Source organism: Amycolatopsis sp. NPDC047767, assembly GCF_040704195.1.
Classification (GTDB): Bacteria; Actinomycetota; Actinomycetes; order Mycobacteriales; family Pseudonocardiaceae; genus Amycolatopsis.
Genome location: NZ_JBEYSJ010000017.1, coordinates 107,736 through 125,470, shown reverse-complemented (window position 1 = coordinate 125,470; position 17,735 = coordinate 107,736). Strand labels below are relative to the sequence as shown.

The following is a 17,735-nucleotide window of genomic DNA, read 5'->3' as shown; positions in this document are numbered from 1 at the left end:
ATCCCCTCTACTGCAACGTGTCCGAAGAGGCCGCGCGCAGCGTTCCCCCCGCGCTCGCGACCGCGACGACGTCGAGCGCGAGCAGGTCGTCGAACGCCGCGTCGGCGGCCAGCTCGCGCACCTGGATCTGGTACCGCGGCGTGGTGCGGTAGGTGCCGCCCTGCTCGTCGCTCACCGGCACCAGGAAGCCCTGGTCGGCCAGGAACCGCAGGGCGCGCGCGACCATGCCCCGGGTGGTGTCGGCGGCCATGCGGCCGTCCTTCGTGGCCGCCGCGGCCGGGCGCCGGGCGTAGGCGCGCCACGCCTGCTCCAGCTCCGGCGCGTCGGCCAGCGGGTCGTTGTTGGCCTCGGCCTGCTGCGCGCGCTCGTCGAGCATGCGCGCGGCCTCGCGGACCATCGCGTCGACCTGCTCCACGCTCACGCGGCCGATGTAGGTGTCGTTGGCGAGGTCGTCGGGCCGCGGGTAGGCCAGCGCGGCGGCGGCGAGGTGGATGAGGCCGTGGATGACCTTCTCCGTCTCGCGGCGTTCGCGGATCTTGGCCTGGCGTGCGTAGCTGTCCATCTTGATCTCGAAGATCGACTCGTCCACGGCAGCCAGCACCGCGCCCGCCTGCTGGTTGACCTCCAGCACCATCAGCCCCAGGCCCGACGCGACGGCGTGGGTCAGGGCCTTGAACGCGTTGTCCTCGGCGTAGCGGCGCACCAGCTCGCCGTAGACGACGTCGCGGGCGGGCAGCTGCTTCGGGCGCATGCCGAACGCGACGAGGCGCGCGGCGGCCTCGGCGTCGACGCTCGTGTGGGTCACGGGCATCAGGCGACCTCCTCGCTCTCTTCGGCAGGTTCTTCGGCGCGCTCGACCTCGGCGGTGGACAGCAGCAGGTCGGCACCGCCGAACTCGGGGTCGTCCAGCAGCGTGCCGTCGTCGACGGCCAGCAGCACGTGGCGTTCCCCCTGGCGGCGCGCGGCGCCGATCTCGGGACTGTAGGCGTGCAGGGCGCGCAGCGCGACCAGGGTGGCCAGACCGGGTTGCTTCGTGCGGCGCGCGTCCTCCAGCAGACCCGACAGGCGGCGCGGCACGTCGGGCAGGTCGAGCAGGTCGTCGGCGAGGCGCCACACGTCGTCGCCGAAGCGGTCGGTGTCCTCGGCCGGCATCAGCTCGGGCTCGGGGATCTCGCCGACGAGCTGGTCGCGTTCCGGCGCGGGCCGCAGCAGCAGCGAGACGAGCGAGGACAACGCGGGCACCACCGGCGGCGTGATGCCGGCGACCGCGTGGAAGAAGTGCTCGGCGGGCGCGACGGCGTCGGCCAGTGGCAGACCGAGCGTCGGGACGAGCAGCTGGCCGAACAGGTCGATCGTCGCGCGCTGCGGCGGACCCGAGAACTGCTGGCGGTCCTGCTCGGCGCGGAACACGGCGCCGGCGGCGGCCAGGCGCGACTGCAGCCGCGTGTGGCGGCGGATGCAGTCGGCGACGATGTCGACGAGCTCGGCCGCGCGCCGCTTGTGGTCGGGCTCTTCGGATTCATCTCGTGCGGTGGTGATGTTCTTGAGGATCGCGTTCTCCGCGCGGAAGCGGGATTCGATGTGCCCTAGCGCCGAGTCGATCAGGTCCGGCACCTCGAGCTCCCAGTCGACGGCGCGCACGTCGCGGCGCGTGGCGTCGAGCTTGGCGCGCAGGGTCTCGCCGTACTGCACGGTGCGGTAGCGCGCCTGCTCGGCCGCGAGCTTCGCGTCGGCGAGCCGGCCGCGGTTGATCAGGTTCTCGAGCTTCACCTCGGCCGCGATCTGGGCCGACTCGACGTCGGTGTCCAGCGCTCCGACGAGCACGTTGATGGCCTCGTCGGTGGCGCGCAGGTAGACCTCGCCGTCGGGCGCGGCCAGCTCGACGAGCAGCTTGAAGTCGAACTGGCGGCGTTGGTAGCCGCCGGGGCCCATCGAGCCGTAGACGCGCCGGAAGCCGCGGTCGGTGGTGCCGACGTTGATGAGGTTGTCCAGCACCCACTTCGCGACGCGCACGTGCTCCTCGGGCGTGCGCGAAGGTGCCTGCTGCGCGATGAACGGCAGCAAGCGGTCGATGACCCGGTCGTGGCCCGCGCCGGTGTCGAAGTCCATCGCGATGGTGACCTGGTCGATCGTGTGCAGCGCGATCTCGGCCATCTGGTAGATCGTCGCGTCGGCCCAGTCGAGCTTGGCCTTGCGCGCGTCGAGGTCGTGCAGCGGCGCGGTGCACGCGAGCGCCTTCAGCCGGCGGGTCAGCCCCTCGTCGGCCAGGCCCGCGAACCCCATGTCGTCGTCTCGCACAGCAGGCCAGGCTAGTCGGCCTGCTCAGGCGCCCGCACACGCGGACGGCTAGCGTGACCCACATGCGTGAGATGAGCAGGGCCGAGTGGTGGGCGTTCGCGACCGAGGGCACGCGGACGGGGATGCTGGGGATCGTGCGCGCCAACGGTGCCCCGATCGTCACGCCGATCTGGTTTCTGCTGAACGAGGGCCCCGACGGTGACGAAATCGTGTTCACCACGGGCACGGACACGCTGAAGGGCAAGGCACTGCGGCGCGACCCGCGGCTGTCGCTGGCGGTCGACGACCAGAAGCCGCCGTATTCCTACGTGCAGTTCACCGCCGAGGCGACGCTGCACCACGACCTCGACGAGATGCTCGACTGGGCGACCCGGCTCGGCGGCCGTTACATGGGCGCGGACCAGGCCGAGGCGTACGGCAAGCGCAACGCCGTGCCGGAGGAATCGCTCGTTCGGGCGAAGATCACGAAGGTGATCGCGCGGGCGGACATCGCGGGCTGAACGAGTCCGCGCCGCGCGGCGAGCCGAATGTCGTCCTGGTGCCGGACGTGACCCGGGAGTCGGTCGCGCGCCGGTGGTCGGCTCGCACGCCCCGGTGACCTGGACTGGTTGCTGTGGTTCGACCCCGGTGTGCGCACGGCCTGATCGCCGGACGTGCCGGACGGCGCCTGCCGGACGTGGATCGGCGAGCGAGCGGGCGGTGGCGGAACCGGGCCGTCGCGGTGAGTTCGCCTGGCTGCTCGGCTGATCCCGGCGCTGGGGAGCTGCCGCGGTTGACGGACGGTGATCGAGCGGTCCGGTATTGACACCACCCCGTCCGGGATGGTGTCATTTCCGTAATAGATAGGAAAGTTTCCTAACTATCAACCTCGATCAGTCCCCGACCCCGCCCCCGGCACCTCTCCGCTCCGCCCTCCCGGCCGCACTGCCGCCGCCGGATCCCCTGTCCCGCAGGGGTTCCCCCGGCGCGGCGGCCTTCGGCGGCGCGTGCTCGTGCCGGAACCCAGGACTGCGCCAGGGGTGACCGGAGCGGCGCCGGTCACCCCTGGCGCACACCAGCGCCGTCGCCTTCCCGGCGGCGCGCACCCCGGACCGCGGCCGGGATGACCGGAGCGGCGCCGGTCGTCCCGGCCGCGCCGGCGTTTCGAGCACGTATGTCCACAGCGGACACTTCACCAGCCGAAGAGCGCCGCCATCATGCGCGCGCAGCGGTCGGTCATCGCCGCGGCGGTCTCGGCCGGGCGGTCGATCCACCAGCTGATCAGCGAGTCCACGACACCGGTCCAGATGTGGGCCAGGGCCTCCACGTCCAGCGCGTCCGACAGCCCGTGCGAGCCCAGCAGCTGGCCGGCACCGACGAGGGCGAACGCGTCGAGCCGTTCGCGGTAGTCGCCGGCCGCGGCGGCGATGTCGCCCGCCGCGGGTACCGTCGGGTCGCGCAGGAGCTTCCAAGCGTAGCGGTCGTGGTCGAAGGTCGCGAAGATCGCCGCCAGGACCGCGAGCGGCATGCGCTCCGGGTCGCCGCCGGCCGCCATGGTCTCGGCCACGCCCTCCGTCAGCCGGTCGCCCGCGCGGTGCAGGCACGCGAGGTACAGCCCGTCCTTCGAGCCGAAGTACTGGTACAGCAAGGGTTTCGTGACGCCCACGCGGCGCGCGATCTCCACCATCGACGCGCCCGCGTACCCCGCCCGGCCGAACTCTTCGGTGCCCGCCGCGAGGATCTGCGACTCGCGCTCGCCGCGCGGCACACCCTTCGTCCCGACGGCCCTTGACCCTGTCACGGGGTTGAGCCTACCGTAAGTGACCCTTGGGTAAGTTACCTCGGAGTTAGTTCCGTGGGAGGAGACGACGTGGCCGACTTCCTGGCGCACCTGCGTGACCCGGTGCTCTACGCGATCCCGGTGTTCCTGCTGTTCGTGGCCGTCGAGATCGTCGCCGTGCACGTGCTCGGCCACGATGACGACGTGGTCGGCTACAGCCCGGCCGACACCCGGACGAGCATGCTGATGGGCACTGTCGCGCTCGGCGTGAACGCGCTGTTCCGGCTCGTGATGCTCGTCGTCTTCGCCGTGTTCTTCGAGCTGGCGCCGGTGAAGTTCGACCCGCGCGACTGGTGGACGTGGGTGCTCATGCTGCTGGGCCAGGAGCTCGTGTTCTACGCCTACCACCGCGCGAGCCACCGCGTGCGGCTGCTGTGGGCCGGGCACCAGGTGCACCACTCCAGCGAGCACTACAACTTCTCGACGGCGCTGCGGCAGAAGTGGACCCCGTACTTCCAGCTGCCGTTCTGGTCCGTGCTCGCGCTGTGCGGGATCCCGCCGTGGATGATCCTCACCGGCCTGTCGATCGACCTCGTGTACCAGTTCTTCGTGCACACGGAGAAGGTGCGGAAGCTGCCGCGCTGGTTCGAGTACGTCTTCAACACCCCCTCGCACCACCGCGTCCACCACGGCAGCGACGCCGAGTACCTCGACGCGAACTACGGCGGCATCCTGATCGTCTGGGACCGGCTGTTCCGCAGCTTCGTCCCCGAGGGCAAGCGGCCGACCTACGGGCTGACCACCAACATCGGGACCTACAACCTGCTGAAGGTCGGTTTCCACGAGTACGGCTCGATCCTGCGGGACCTTCGTGGCGCCGCTTCGTGGCGGGACCGGGTGGGGTATGTGTTCGGCCCGCCGGGCTGGTCACCCGAGCAACTTCGCGACGAGCCGCGCAAGCCCCAGGGCACCCGCCGCGTCGTCGGCCCGGCGGGCAATGACGAACAGCGGACCGGTCCGGTCCAGGGCCACGCCGTCGCTGGTCAGTAGGTGATCGGCGACGAGCATCGCCAACCGGCCGTTGCCGTCGGCAAACGGGTGGAAGAAGCACACGTCGAGGTACGCCCGCGCGACCCGGCCCGGCAGCGGAGTGTGGTCGTGGGCTTCGGCGAGACGGGCTTCGAACTCCGCGGGCGTGGTGGGCCCGTAGCGTTCCCGGCCGCCCTTGGCGAACGCCGCCGTGGTGCGGAACGCGGTCGGCTCGCCGAGCACGATTTCCTGCCAGGCAGCCAGAATCTCGACGGTGAGGCGCCGGCCGACGTCCGCCCGCGACCTCGCGAGCGCGGCTGCCAACCGCTCGGCGCGCTCCTCGCTCCGGCGACGAACGGTGGTGCCGACGAACTCGGCCACGCCGTCCCGGCCGCCGGTTTTCGGTGACACGTCGGGAACCTCGGCCCACGGGACGCTCGCGCGGACCGTGAGCCAGGCCCGCAGATCGTCACGCACCGGGCTCGGCCGCGGCGATCCGCCGCGCGAGCGCGGCGACCTCGCTTTCGGCCGGCGCGCACCAGCTCTCGAACCGGCCGCCGAGGGCTTGCTCGACGAGCTGCGGGTCGGCGATCCCCTGGTCGGCCAGGAACCAGTCCAGGACCTGCGCGCAGTGCCGGTACCACGCGTCGCCGGCTTCGGTGCGGTCCACGACTTCCTCCACGAGCGCGGACACCGCCCGTTCCCACGCGGCGAGCCGCTCTCCGGCGGGACCGGCCGGCAGCGCGTGCGTGGCGAACAGGTCGACGAGCCGTTCGAGCCAGTCGCGCCATTCCCTCAGCGCGAGTGAGGGCGCGGGTGGCCGTCTCGGCCGGGGTGGTCACGGAATCCGTGACACAGCACCAAGAAGCCACCGGGCCGCCGCCGAAGTCGCTTTCGCCGCGGCCCCAGGCCCAGCCGCGCGTCCACGGGCCGATGCGGCGGTCGAGCGCGGCCAGGACGCCTTCGGTCCAGTCGTCGTCCCAGGGGACGGCGGCGATGACCGCGGCGGCCGCGGCGGCGTCGAAGGGGTGCGCTCGGGGGTCCACCTCGGCCCAGGTGAGGCCGGCGGGGAAGTAGTCGTACAGCGACATGAGGAGTCGAGCATCGCGCACGGTCGTGGTGTGCCGCAACCGAATTACGCAGGTCAAATCGGTTGCGCCGCATGGTGTTCTGGAAGGGTGACCGAACCGAACCGCCCGCATCGCTGGGATCTCGTGCGCCCGGACCAGCTCGGGAGTCTGCCCACCGGGGCGCCCGTGTTGTGGTTCCTGGACGAGCTCACGGCGTGTGCGGCGAAGGTGCTGGCGCGCAGTGAGGACGGGGACCTCTTCTTCGTCGGGCGGTCGGCCGACAGCGTGTACGACCTGTTGAGCGGGGCGCTCACCGACCGCAGCCGGCTGCGGTTGCTGCCGTTGTCATTGCGCATGGTCGGTGGCACGGACCCGCTCGCGGGTGCGGAAGCGGCGCAGCTGCGGGCGAACCTCACCGACGCCGGGCTCTCCCCCGCCGCGCTCGCGGGTGGCGGGGCGCCGGTGGTGTTCACCGACCTGGTGCACTCGGGCAGCACGTTCCGGACGCTCGTGCACCTGCTGCGAACCTGGGCCGCGGATGAAGACGTCGCGTGGGTGGAAGTTCGGCGCAGGATGCGGTTCCTCGGCATCACGTGGCGTTACGACACGAGCCCCAAGACCTGGCGCTGGCACCAGCACGCGGACTGGACCGCCGAGCTGCCCGCGAGCGCCGTCCGCAACGTCTCCCTCGACGGCGACGTCTGGGCGTACTTCGGCAATACGCAACCGAAGCTCACGCGGTCGTTCTCGCGCGAGAAATGGGGCGCCGAGGACGCCCGCGCGCCCCGCCACGACGACAAGACCCGCGAGGCCCTCGCCGAAGCGCTGGCCGTCGTCGCGGCCGGTCGCACACCCGAAGTGCGCGACCGGCTGGTGCACGGCATCGTGAAGGAACCGGCGATCGCGCGGCCGTGGCTGCGCGCGCTCGTCACCGAGCTGAAACTGCCGGCCCCGAGAAGGCCTTAAGCCTCCTCGTCCTCCAGCATCTCCGGCGTCACCGCGGACTCCGTGTCCGGGATGTTCAGGTCCTTCGCCCGCTTGTCCGCCATCGCGAGCAGACGCCGGATGCGGCCGGCGACCGCGTCCTTCGTCATCTGCGGGTCGGACAGCTGGCCGAGCTCCTCCAGCGACGCCTGCCGGTTGGACAGCCGCAGCTTGCCGGCCGCCAGCAGGTGATCGGGCGCGGTGTCGCCGAGGATGTCGAGGGCCCGTTCGACCCGGGCGGCCGCCGCGACGGCCGCGCGGGCCGAGCGGCGGAGGTTGGCGTCGTCGAAGTTGGCGAGGCGGTTGGCGGTCGCGCGGACCTCGCGGCGCATCCGCCGTTCCTCCCACTGCAGCACGCTCGCGTGAGCGCCGAGGCGCGTCAGCAGCGCGCCGATGGCGTCGCCGTCGCGCACCACGACCCGGTCGGCGCCGCGGACCTCACGCGACTTCGCCTGGATGCCCATGCGCCGGGCCGCGCCGACGAGAGCCAGCGCCGCTTCCGGGCCCGGGCACGTGACTTCCAGCGACGACGAGCGGCCGGGTTCCGTCAGCGAACCGTGGGCCAGGAACGCACCGCGCCAGGCGGCTTCCGCGTCGGCGACGCCGCCGGACACCACGGCCGCGGGCAGGCCGCGCACCGGCCGCCCGCGCTGGTCGATCAGCCCGGTCTGGCGGGCGAGGCCTTCGCCGTCCTTCACCACGCGCACGACGTACCGCGTGCCCTTGCGCAGGCCGCCGCTGGCGGTGATCACGTGCACGTCGGACTGGTGGCCGTAGAGCTCGTGGATCTCCTTGCGCAGCCGCCGGGCCACGGAACCCGTGTCGAGCTCGGCCTCCACCACCACGCGACCGGCCACGATGTGCAGCCCGCCGGCGAAGCGAAGCAGTGACGCGACCTCCGCCCGGCGTGGCCCGATCTTCGTGATCTCGAGCCTGCTCAGTTCGTCCTTCACCGCGGCGGTCATCGCCATGTACTGCCCCTCCTGCCTTCCGCTGCGCGCCCGCCGTCAGCCACGGTGCCCGCTGTGTCCCCCATCGAGGCCGAGAGCCTCTCGCATGCACCGGGCGAGCGCATCAGGATCATGCCGTCCCTCCACGACCGGGTCGGCCACCGCCCCCAAATGGGCGCGGCCACCCAGCCGCTGCGCCGCCCGGCGCAGACTTGCCGGGTCCGGCACGGAATCGCGGTCCGCGATCACGGCGTCGACCCGCAGCGCGGGGGCGTGCTCGAAGAGTACGTCCAGATGCCGCTCCGGGGAGAACCCGGCAGTTTCCCCCGGCTGGGGGACAAGGTTGAGGACCACCACCTTGGTGGCCTTCGTGCGCACGAGCGCGTCGTACAGATCCGGCACGAGCACGTGCGGCAGCACGCTGGTGAACCACGAGCCCGGCCCCAGGAACACCACGTCGGCGCCGAGCACGGCCTCGATGGCCTCCGGACAGCCCTGCGGCGGCCGCGCCTGACGTCCGACCGGGTGCAGGCTGATGCGGTGCACCTGGCCCGGGGTGCTCGCCACGGCGACCTGGCCGCGGATCCGGCGGACGGCGCCCGGGTCCTCGCTGTCGAGGCCGCTCACCTCGGCCTCGATCTCCAGCGGCTCCGGGGACATCGGCAGCACCCGTCCGGAAATCCCCGTCAGGCGGCTCGCCTCGTCGAGCGCCGCCACGGGATCACCGAGCACCTCGAACAGGCCGGCCAGCAGCAGGTTGCCCACCGCGTGGCCGGCCAGCGCGCCGTCGCCCCCGAAGCGGTGCTGGAAGACCTCGGCCCAGAGCGTGCCGCCGTCTTCGGCCGCGAACGCCGCGAAGGCCTGTCGCAGGTCGCCCGGAGGCAGGAGACCCAGCTCGCGCCGCAGCCGCCCGGACGAGCCACCGTCGTCGGCGACGGTGACCACCGCCGTGACCTCCCGGGTGACCCGCCGCAACGCGGTGAGCGTCGCGTGCAGGCCGTGTCCACCGCCGAGCGCGACCGCGCGCACGTCACTCACGGCCAAGGTCGCGGTGCACCACCTTCACGGCCATTCCGTCCTCCTTGGACAGTCGGTGCGCGAGCTCTTCCGAGATCGCGACGCTGCGGTGCTTCCCGCCCGTGCAGCCGACGGCGAGGGTGAGGTACCGCTTGCCCTCGCGCTTGTAGCCGGCGCCGATGAGCCGCAGCAGCTGGTGGTAGCGGTCGAGGAATTCCTCCGCGCCTTCCTGCGACAGCACGTAGTTGCGGACCTCGCCGTCGAGCCCGGTGTGCTCGCGCAGCTCCGGGATCCAGAACGGGTTCGGCAGGAACCGCACGTCCATCACCAGGTCGGAGTCCATCGGCAGGCCGTACTTGTAGCCGAACGACAGCACGGTCACCCGCGTCTGCGTGCTCGCCTCGGAGCCGAAGGCGTCCTCGATCTTCGCCCGCAGGTCGTGCACCGACAGCGCCGACGTGTCGAGCACCAGGTCGGCTTCCTCGCGCAGCGGCGCGAGCAGCTTGCGCTCGGCGGTGATGCCGTCGGCGAGCCGCCCGTCGCCCTGCATCGGGTGGCCACGGCGGACGGCCTCGAAGCGGCGCACCAGCACCGCGTCGGTGGCCTCCAGGAACAGCACGCGCGGCTTGTACCCGCGCGCGTCGAGGTCCTTGATCACCGAGGCCAGGTCGTCGGTGAACGCGCGCGAACGCACGTCCATCACCACGGCCACCTTGGTGATCGCGCCGCGCGCCTGCGCGCCGAGTTCGACCATGGTGGCGATGAGCTCCGGCGGCAGGTTGTCCACGACGAACCAGCCCAGGTCCTCCAGGCACTTCGCCGCGGTGGAGCGGCCCGCTCCCGAGAGGCCGCTGACGACGGCGACCTCCATCCCGGTTCCCCGGTTGTCCTCTTGCGCACTCACGATGGTTCCTTCCCCGATCACGACCCCTTGTCCCCTCCCGAGCCGGCACCGGTCTCCCCGGCCAGCGCCGCCACCACGGCCTCCGCGGTGCGCCTGCCGAAGCCGGGCACCGCCTCGATCTCCTCGACCCTGGCTTGCTTGAGCTTCTTCACCGAGCCGAAGTGCTTGATCAGCGCGGTGCGCCGAGCCTGCCCCAGCCCGGGCACACTGTCCAATTCGGACGCCGACAGCCGCTTGGACCGCTTCTCGCGGTGGTAGCGGATGGCGAAGCGGTGGGCCTCGTCGCGCAGGCGCTGCAACAGGTACAGCGCTTCGGACGTGCGCGGCAGGATCACCGGGTCGGGGTCGGCGGGCAGCCAGACCTCCTCCAGCCGCTTCGCGAGCCCCACCACCGCGATGTCGGTGATCCCCAGCTCCGCCAGCACGTCGGCCGCCGCCGTGGCCTGCGGGCCGGCGCCGTCGACCACGAGCAGGTTGGGCGGGTAGGCGAACTTGCGCGGCCGGCCCGTCTCCGGGTCGATGCCCGGGCGGGCGGGTTCGATCGCCTCGCCGTTCGGTTCGCCGCCATCGCCGTCACCGCTGCCGGTTTCGGCCGGGCCGTCCTCGGCGGTTTCCTTGAGGTAGCGGTGGAACCGGCGGCGCACGACCTCCGCGATCGACGCGACGTCGCCCTCTTCCGCCGCCTCGCGCAAGGCGAACCGGCGGTACTCGGACTTGCGCGCGAGCCCGTCTTCGAAGACCACGAGCGACGCGACCACGTCGCTGCCCTGGATGTGGCTGATGTCGATGCACTCGATGCGCAGCGGCGCGCTGTCGAGCGCGAGGAAGTCCTGCAGTTCCTGCAACGCCGCCGACCGCGCGGTGAGGTCGCCGGCGCGGCGCAGCTTGTGCTGGGTGAACGCTTCGGCCGCGTTGCGCTCCACCGTCTCGGCGAGCGCCTTCTTGTCGCCGCGCTGGGCCACGCGCACCCGCACCCGCGAGCCGCGCATGCCCGAGAGCCACTCCCCCAGCGCTTCCGCGTCGGCGGGCAGCTCGGGCACGAGCACCTCGCGCGGCACGACCGGGCCGCTGTCGACGCCGTCGCGCGCCGCGCGGTCGGACTCCTCGCCGTAGAACTGCGTGATGAACTGGTCGACGAGGTCCGGCACGGCCATTTCCTCGGCCTTGTCGATGACCCAGCCGCGCTGCCCGCGCACGCGTCCCCCGCGCACGTGGAAGACCTGCACGGCGGCTTCCAGCTCGTCGTGGGCGAAGGCGACGACGTCGGCGTCGGTCCCGTCGCCGAACACCACCGCCTGCTTCTCCATCGCGCGGCGAAGCGCGCCCAGGTCGTCTCGCAGCCGCGCCGCGCGTTCGAACTCCAGCTCCTCCGACGCCGCGGACATCTCCTGTTCGAGGCGCCGGATCATCGCGTCGGTGCGGCCGGCGAGGAAGTCGCAGAAGTCCTCGACGATCCCGCGGTGCTCGTCGGCGCTGACCCGCCCGACGCACGGCGCCGAGCACTTGTCGATGTAGCCGAGCAGGCACGGCCGCCCGATCTGGCCGTGGCGGCGGAACACTCCGGCGGAGCACGTGCGCGCCGGGAAGACGCGCAGCAGCAGGTCGAGCGTCTCGCGGATCGCCCACGCGTGGGAGTACGGCCCGAAGTAGCGCACGCCCTTCTTGCGCGCCCCGCGGTAGACGTGCAGGCGCGGGAACTCCTCGTTCAACGTCACCGCGAGCACGGGGTAGCTCTTGTCGTCGCGGTAGCGGACGTTGAACCGCGGGTCGAACTCCTTGATCCAGTTGTACTCGAGCTGCAGCGCCTCGACCTCGGTGGTGACCACGGTCCACTCGACGCTCGCGGCCGTGGTGACCATCTGGCGCGTGCGCGGGTGCAGGCCCATGAGGTCGGCGAAGTAGGAGTTCAGCCTGCTGCGCAGGCTCTTGGCCTTGCCGACGTAGATGACCCGCTTGGCGGCGTCGCGGAACTTGTACACGCCAGGGGCGTCCGGGATGCTCCCCGGCGAGGGACGGTAGGTGGTCGGGTCAGCCACGTCCCAAGCCTATGGCGCGGCCCCGACAAGTTTGCGAGGCCCCGGTGCACAGGGGACGTCGAGTGCCCGGCCGGTGCCCCGAACCCGACGGAAGTCGGGTGATCCGGGCAGAAGCGACGTTCGTCGGTTCCCGGCCGGGTGACGCGCTGATTACCGTCCGTTCCAGCCGAAACCCGGCTCTTCCGGTCCCCACCGAGAGGAACATCCCGTGAGCAGAACCCGAATCGCCGGCGCCGTCACCGCCGTCGCGGTCGCGTGCACCCTGGCCGGCGGTACCGCCGCCACCGCGCAGACGAACATCGTGGGCGGCAGCACCGCGCCCGCGGTCAGCTGGGGCGCCCAGGTCTACGTCAACACCCCGGGCCGCGACTTCCAGGGCTTCAACTGCTCGGGCACGGTCGTCGCGTCGCGCTGGGTGATGACGGCCGTGCACTGCCTCGACGAAGACGGCAGCGGCATGTACGTGCGCGTGGGCACCAACACGCTCTTCGGCGGCACCAAGATCGCCGTCGACCGCGAGGAGGAGTCACCCAACGGCGACATCGCCCTCCTGCACCTCGCCCAGGCCACCTCCGCCACGCCGATCACCCTCGGCAGCGCCGACCCGGCCACCGGCAGCACCAACCAGCTCTACGGCTGGGGCCGCACGACCCCGACCGGCCCGCCGGCGTCCGCGCTCAAGGTGACGAACGTGCAGGTCACCGGCCGCTCCACCGACGCGTTCGGCGGCCGCGCGATCCAGAGCGTCGGGATCAACGGCTCGGCCTGGAAGGGCGACTCGGGCGGGCCCGAGGTCTCCAACGGCGTGCAGGTCGGCGTCGCGTCGACCGTGCAGAACCAGAGCGGCACGAACACCCGCGGCACCAACAACTACGCGAGCGTCGCCACCAGCCGCTCGTGGATCCGCAGCACCGCGGGCGTCTGATCCGCGCCGGCCCCACCGAGCCGGGGGTGCGTGGCCGGGTGCCCCGGGCCACGCACCCCTATCCTGGCGGTCGTGAGGATCGCGACCTGGAACGTCAACTCGATCGTGCCGCGGCTGCCGCGCGTGCTCGACTGGCTCGAGCACTCGGCACCCGACGTGCTGTGCCTGCAGGAGCTGAAGAACACCACCGAAGCGTTCCCGGCCGACGAGGTGAAGGCGCTCGGCTACGACGTCGCCGCCTACGGCCTCGGCCGGTGGAACGGGGTCGCGATCGTCTCGCGGGTGGGTCTCGACGACGTGGTCCGCGGCCTCACGGGTGAACCGCAGTTCGAGGGCGCCACGGATGCGCGCGCCGTCGGCGCCACCTGCGGCGGTGTGCGGGTGTGGTCGGTGTACGTGCCCAACGGCCGGGAGCCCGACAACCCGCACTACGCGTACAAACTCGAATGGCTCGAAGCGTTGCGGACGACCGCCGCGGCCGAGCTGGCAGGGCTTTCCGGGACACCGTTCGCCGTGCTCGGTGACTTCAACGTCGCCCCCACCGACGCCGACGTGTGGGACCGCTCGCTGTTCGACGGCTCCACCCACGTCACCGAACCCGAGCGCGCGGCGCTGGCCCGCCTGCGCGGCCTCGGGCTGGCCGACGTGTTCCCGCGCCCGCTGAAGTACGACCACCCGTTCACGTACTGGGACTACCGCGCCGGGAACTTCCCCAACAACCGCGGCATGCGCATCGACCTCGTGTACGGCAACGAGCCGTTCGCCAAGGCCGTGCGCGATTCCTATGTGGACCGTGAGGCCCGCAAGGGCAAGGGCCCATCGGACCACGCGCCGATCGTCGTCGACCTGGAGCTGTGACGCACCAACGAGAAAGCCGCCCGGACCACGGTCGTCCGGGCGGCTTTCTCGTTTTGAAGATCAGGAAGCCGTGGCTGCCTTGTGCAGCTTGCGCAGCGCGCGCACCGCGGCGACCGCGCGGTCGCGGTCCACGGCCTGCACGGCCATCACGGAGAAGTACTCGTCCTCGGGCAGCTCCAGCCGGGCCCACGAAGCGCCGTCGGGAAAGCTGACCGACAGCACGTCGCTCCACAGGAACCGGCGGGTCGTGATCACGTTGCGGACCTCGATGCCGGTCGCGTCCGCGCGCACACGGGCGTTGGCGAACAGCATCGTGCCGAGCGCGAGCAGCACGCCGATGCCGATCATCGCGACCTGGTCCGACTTCTCGAACACGACACCGGTGTGGGAGTTGCGCAGCAGGATCGCCACGACGATGAACACGGCGAGCAGCAGCACGGCCAGCACGCTGCACATCACCAGAGCCCGCCGGGGGCGGATCACCAGGGTGGTCTCCTGCTGCTCGCTCACGGCCGGGCTCACACGAATCCCCGCTCGGTCCACGGCTGACGCAGGCCGCGCAGCACGTGGGCGGTGTCGAGCGCCGCGACCGTGGCCTCGTAGCCCTTGTCTTCCTTCGAACCCGGCAGGCCGGAACGATCGAGCGCCTGCTGCTCGTCGTTGACCGTCAGCACGCCGTTGCCGACGGGCGTGCTCTCGTCGAGCGCCACGCGCGTGAGGCCGGCCGTGACCGAGTCGCACACGTAGTCGAAGTGCGGGGTCTCGCCGCGGATGACCACGCCGAGCGCCACGACCGCGTCGTGGTGGCGGGCCAGGGCCTGCGCGACCACCGGCAGCTCGACGGCGCCGGCGACGTGCACGACGGTCGGCTCCTCTTCGAGCTCGGCCGCCTTCGCGGCGGCCAGGGCCCGCTCCAGGAGCGTGTCGGTGATGTTCGCGTTCCACCGCGTCGCCACGATGCCGAGCTTCAGCGCCTTGCAGTCACTCAGGTCGAGCTCGAACTCGGGCCGTCCCTCACCGCTCATCGGGTGCTGTCCCCTTCTCCGCCTGGTCGGCGGCACCCACCTGTTCGTAGTGCTCCAGCTGCGCGAGGTCGTGGCCCATGCGGTCGCGCTTGGTGCGCAGGTACCGCAGGTTCTCGGGATTGGGCGAGATGGGCAGCGGCACGCGGCCGGTGACCCGCAGGCCGTACCCCTCGAGACCGACACGCTTGGCCGGGTTGTTCGTGAGCAGCCGCATCGACCGCACGCCGAGGTCGCACAGGATCTGCGCGCCTGTGCCGTAGTCGCGGGCGTCGGCCGGGACGCCGAGCGCGAGGTTGGCGTCGACGGTGTCCGCGCCGGCGTCCTGCAGCTGGTAGGCCTGCAGCTTGTGCAGCAGCCCGATGCCGCGGCCCTCGTGGCCGCGGATGTAGAGGACGACACCGCGGCCCTCGTCGGCCACGGCCTGCAGCGCGGCTTCGAGCTGGGGGCCGCAGTCGCAGCGCAGGGAGCCGAAGACGTCGCCGGTCAGGCACTCCGAGTGCACCCGCACCAGGATGTCCTCACCGTCGCCGATCTCGCCGTAGACGAACGCGATGTGCTCGATCCCGTCCAGCAGACTGTCGTACCCCACCGCGCGGAACGTGCCCGCCGCCAGCGGGATCCGGGCCTCGGCGACCCGCTCCACCTGCTTCTCGGTACGGCGACGGTACGCGATCAGGTCAGCGATCGTGATCACCCGCAGGTCGTGATCGGCCGCGAACACCTCCAGCTCGTCACGCCGCGCCATGTCGCCCTCGTCCTTCTGCGACACGATCTCACACAGCACACCAGCCGGGTTCAACCCGGCCATGCGGGCCAGGTCCACCGCGGCCTCGGTGTGCCCGGGACGCCGCAGCACACCACCCTCCTTCGCCCGCAGCGGCACCACGTGCCCCGGGCGGCGGAAGTCCTTGGCCGAGGCGGCCGGATCGGCCAGCAACCGCATCGTGTGCGCCCGGTCCGCCGCCGAGATCCCGGTGGTGATCCCCTCCGCCGCGTCGACCGTGACGCTGTACGCAGTCCCCCGCACGTCCTGGTTCGTGTGATACATCGGCGGCAGATCCAGCCGATCAGCCTCAGCCTCGGTCAACGCGACACACACATACCCCGAGGTGTAGCGGACCATGAACGCCAGCAGCTCGGGCGTCGCCTTCTCGGCCGCGAAAATGAGGTCACCCTCGTTCTCCCGGTCCTCGTCATCGACGACCACCACAGCCTTGCCCGCCGCGATGTCCGCGACCGCCGCCTCGATGGCGTCCGCGTCGAACACCGTGCCGGTACCGCAGGGCGTCCAGCCCGTCCGCGGCTCGGCCGCCTTAGTCTCGCTCACGGCTGCTCCTTCGTACCGTCCGACCGAACGTCACACATTGTGCGCGCTCGCGGCCAGATGTGGGGTCGCCAGCTTCTCGACGTACTTCGCGACCACGTCCACTTCGAGGTTCACGAGATCGCCCGCTTCGCGGCGGCCGAGCGTCGTGGCCTCGAGCGTGGTGGGGATCAACGCGACGGAGAACTGCTCGTCGGTGATCGACGCCACGGTCAGCGAAACGCCGTCGACGGCGATCGAGCCCTTCTCGACGACGTACTTCGCCAGGCCCGTGGGCAGGGCGAACGTGGTCACACCCGTGTCGTCGCGGGACAGGAAGACACCCGTGCCGTCGACGTGGCCCTGCATGATGTGCCCGCCGAGCCGGCCGCCCGCGGGGGTGGCGCGCTCGAGGTTCACGGCGTCGCCCACGGCCACCTTGGCGAGGCTGGAGCGCGCGAGTGTCTCGTTCACCACATCGACGGTGAACCCACCATCCGAGACGTCCACGACCGTCAGGCACACCCCGCTGACGGCGATCGAGTCGCCGTGGTTCGCGTCGGACGTGACCAGGGGGCCACGCACCGTGAGCCGCGCCATGTTCGTGCCCTGCTCGACCGCGGTGACTTCGCCGATTTCCTCGACAATCCCGGTGAACACTGCTGCTGCCTCCTCGCCGCCGTCACCGTCCGAACCCGGTGATCCCTCCATCCAACACCCGCCCGTACCCCGATGTTTCCCGGGGCGCGGGGTCAGTTCGCGCGGTGGCGCGCGGCCTGTTCACGCAGGGCCGCGACCGCCCGGCCGGGGTCGTCCGCACCGTAGACGGCGGACCCGGCGACGAAGCAGTCGACACCGGCTTCGGCGGCCTGCTCGATGGTCTCGGCGTTGATCCCGCCGTCGATCTCCACCAGGAGCTTGAGGTGGCCGGTGTCGACCAGCCGGCGCGCGGTGCGCACCTTCTCCAGCACGTCGGGCATGAACGACTGGCCCCCGAACCCGGGCTCGACGGACATCACGAGCAGCGTGTCGTAGTGCTTGAGGGTCTCGACGTAGGGCTCGAGCGGGGTGCCGGGCTTCACCGACAGGCCCGCCTTCGCCCCGGCGGCGCGCAGGTTCTTCGCGAGCTTCACCGGGTCGTTCGCGGCTTCCACGTGGACGGTGACGTTGTAGGCGCCGGCCTCGGCGTAGCCGATCGCCCAGCGGTCCGGGTCGTCGATCATCAGGTGGCAGTCGAGCGGCACGTCGGTGGACTTCAGCAGCGCCTCGACCACGGGCAGGCCGAGCGTCAGGTTGGGCACGAAGTGCGCGTCCATCACGTCCACGTGGACCCAGTCGGCGCGGGTCTCCCCCGGGTGCGCGATCGCCGCGATCTCCTCGCCGAGCCGGGCGAAGTCCGCGGACAGGATGCTGGGTGCGATGAGGGGTCGATCGGCCACGCCCCGAGTCTAGGTCGGGCCGGTTAACCGTCGTGAACCGGCTGCGGCCGTCCGCTGTTCGCCTTTCGGACACACCGTGATCATCGGGATGACTCGTGCGGAACACATGCACACGGACTAATGGGGCGACCCGGAAGT

At 71.6% G+C, this 17,735-nt stretch carries 18 protein-coding genes and 1 pseudogene; 5 read left to right on the top strand and 14 right to left on the bottom strand.

What is annotated here, in order from left to right:
* Window positions 1-7 precede the first annotated feature (7 nt).
* Together AB0878_RS28395 and AB0878_RS28390 are read right to left on the bottom strand one after the other, a co-directional pair.
* Window positions 8-811, bottom strand: coding sequence for a hypothetical protein (locus AB0878_RS28395; protein ID WP_220238690.1), 804 nt, complete (start codon window positions 809-811; stop codon window positions 8-10).
* Window positions 811-2,283 carry a hypothetical protein gene (locus AB0878_RS28390; RefSeq protein WP_366583339.1) on the bottom strand — a complete coding sequence of 491 codons (1,473 nt, stop codon included), beginning with the start codon at window positions 2,281-2,283 and terminating at the stop codon, window positions 811-813. Before AB0878_RS28390 ends, AB0878_RS28395 begins: the two co-directional genes overlap by 1 nt.
* Window positions 2,284-2,360: 77 nt before the next feature.
* Between AB0878_RS28390 and AB0878_RS28385 the strand changes: the two genes are divergently transcribed.
* Window positions 2,361-2,798, top strand: coding sequence for a PPOX class F420-dependent oxidoreductase (locus tag AB0878_RS28385; RefSeq protein ID WP_366583276.1), 438 nt, complete (start codon window positions 2,361-2,363; stop codon window positions 2,796-2,798).
* A gap of 671 nt (window positions 2,799-3,469) precedes the next feature.
* Here the strand turns inward: AB0878_RS28385 and AB0878_RS28380 are convergent.
* Complete coding sequence (locus AB0878_RS28380) at window positions 3,470-4,078, bottom strand: TetR/AcrR family transcriptional regulator (RefSeq protein ID WP_366583275.1); 609 nt, start codon at window positions 4,076-4,078, stop codon at window positions 3,470-3,472.
* Window positions 4,079-4,147: 69 nt separating this feature from the next.
* On the opposite strand from AB0878_RS28380, the gene AB0878_RS28375 reads away from it, so the two are divergent.
* Window positions 4,148-5,107 carry a sterol desaturase family protein gene (locus tag AB0878_RS28375; protein ID WP_366583274.1) on the top strand — a complete coding sequence of 320 codons (960 nt, stop codon included), beginning with the start codon at window positions 4,148-4,150 and terminating at the stop codon, window positions 5,105-5,107.
* Window positions 5,108-5,161: 54 nt separating this feature from the next.
* Here AB0878_RS28375 and AB0878_RS28370 read toward each other — a convergent pair.
* Window positions 5,162-5,329 (bottom strand): annotated as a pseudogene (locus AB0878_RS28370) (hypothetical protein); the annotation flags it as partial.
* Window positions 5,330-5,555: 226 nt separating this feature from the next.
* Window positions 5,556-5,780, bottom strand: a complete 225-nt coding sequence (locus tag AB0878_RS28365; protein ID WP_366583273.1) for a hypothetical protein — start codon at window positions 5,778-5,780, stop codon at window positions 5,556-5,558.
* Window positions 5,781-6,264: 484 nt separating this feature from the next.
* Between AB0878_RS28365 and AB0878_RS28360 the strand changes: the two genes are divergently transcribed.
* Complete coding sequence (locus AB0878_RS28360; RefSeq protein WP_366583272.1) at window positions 6,265-7,122, top strand: hypothetical protein; 858 nt, start codon at window positions 6,265-6,267, stop codon at window positions 7,120-7,122.
* Here the strand turns inward: AB0878_RS28360 and whiA are convergent.
* From whiA to uvrC, 4 genes are read right to left on the bottom strand one after another with little or no spacing between them, the layout of a single operon-like run.
* The gene (whiA, locus tag AB0878_RS28355) at window positions 7,119-8,111 is read right to left on the bottom strand and encodes a DNA-binding protein WhiA (protein WP_285968830.1); all 993 of its coding nucleotides are present in this window, start codon (window positions 8,109-8,111) and stop codon (window positions 7,119-7,121) included. The genes AB0878_RS28360 and whiA overlap by 4 nt on opposite strands.
* A 36-nt stretch (window positions 8,112-8,147) precedes the next feature.
* On the bottom strand, window positions 8,148-9,119 hold the full coding sequence (gene yvcK, locus AB0878_RS28350) for a uridine diphosphate-N-acetylglucosamine-binding protein YvcK (RefSeq protein WP_366583338.1): 972 nt from the start codon (window positions 9,117-9,119) through the stop codon (window positions 8,148-8,150).
* A gap of 1 nt (window position 9,120) precedes the next feature.
* The gene (rapZ, locus tag AB0878_RS28345; protein WP_285974707.1) at window positions 9,121-9,978 is read right to left on the bottom strand and encodes an RNase adapter RapZ; all 858 of its coding nucleotides are present in this window, start codon (window positions 9,976-9,978) and stop codon (window positions 9,121-9,123) included.
* Window positions 9,979-10,028: 50 nt separating this feature from the next.
* The gene (gene uvrC, locus AB0878_RS28340) at window positions 10,029-12,047 is read right to left on the bottom strand and encodes an excinuclease ABC subunit UvrC (protein ID WP_366583271.1); all 2,019 of its coding nucleotides are present in this window, start codon (window positions 12,045-12,047) and stop codon (window positions 10,029-10,031) included.
* Window positions 12,048-12,255: 208 nt separating this feature from the next.
* Here uvrC and AB0878_RS28335 point away from each other — a divergent pair, with 208 nt between their 5' ends.
* Window positions 12,256-12,972, top strand: coding sequence for a trypsin-like serine protease (locus AB0878_RS28335; protein WP_366583270.1), 717 nt, complete (start codon window positions 12,256-12,258; stop codon window positions 12,970-12,972).
* Window positions 12,973-13,044: 72 nt separating this feature from the next.
* Window positions 13,045-13,830, top strand: a complete 786-nt coding sequence (locus AB0878_RS28330; RefSeq protein WP_366583269.1) for an exodeoxyribonuclease III — start codon at window positions 13,045-13,047, stop codon at window positions 13,828-13,830.
* A gap of 60 nt (window positions 13,831-13,890) precedes the next feature.
* On the opposite strand, the gene AB0878_RS28325 is transcribed toward AB0878_RS28330, so the two are convergent.
* The 5 genes from AB0878_RS28325 to rpe form a co-directional block, all read right to left on the bottom strand.
* Complete coding sequence (locus AB0878_RS28325) at window positions 13,891-14,286, bottom strand: PH domain-containing protein (RefSeq protein WP_366583337.1); 396 nt, start codon at window positions 14,284-14,286, stop codon at window positions 13,891-13,893.
* A gap of 62 nt (window positions 14,287-14,348) precedes the next feature.
* Entirely contained in the window at window positions 14,349-14,855 is a 507-nt protein-coding gene (gene ribH / locus AB0878_RS28320) for a 6,7-dimethyl-8-ribityllumazine synthase (RefSeq protein WP_364047649.1), read from the bottom strand.
* The gene (locus tag AB0878_RS28315; RefSeq protein ID WP_220247524.1) at window positions 14,845-16,122 is read right to left on the bottom strand and encodes a bifunctional 3,4-dihydroxy-2-butanone-4-phosphate synthase/GTP cyclohydrolase II; all 1,278 of its coding nucleotides are present in this window, start codon (window positions 16,120-16,122) and stop codon (window positions 14,845-14,847) included. The genes ribH and AB0878_RS28315 overlap by 11 nt, the downstream gene beginning before the upstream one ends.
* A 90-nt stretch (window positions 16,123-16,212) precedes the next feature.
* Window positions 16,213-16,818, bottom strand: coding sequence for a riboflavin synthase (locus tag AB0878_RS28310; RefSeq protein WP_366583268.1), 606 nt, complete (start codon window positions 16,816-16,818; stop codon window positions 16,213-16,215).
* 92 nt (window positions 16,819-16,910) lie between these two features.
* A complete protein-coding gene (gene rpe / locus AB0878_RS28305) occupies window positions 16,911-17,597 on the bottom strand; it encodes a ribulose-phosphate 3-epimerase (protein WP_366583267.1) in 687 nt (228 codons plus the stop codon).
* Window positions 17,598-17,735: the final 138 nt, after the last annotated feature.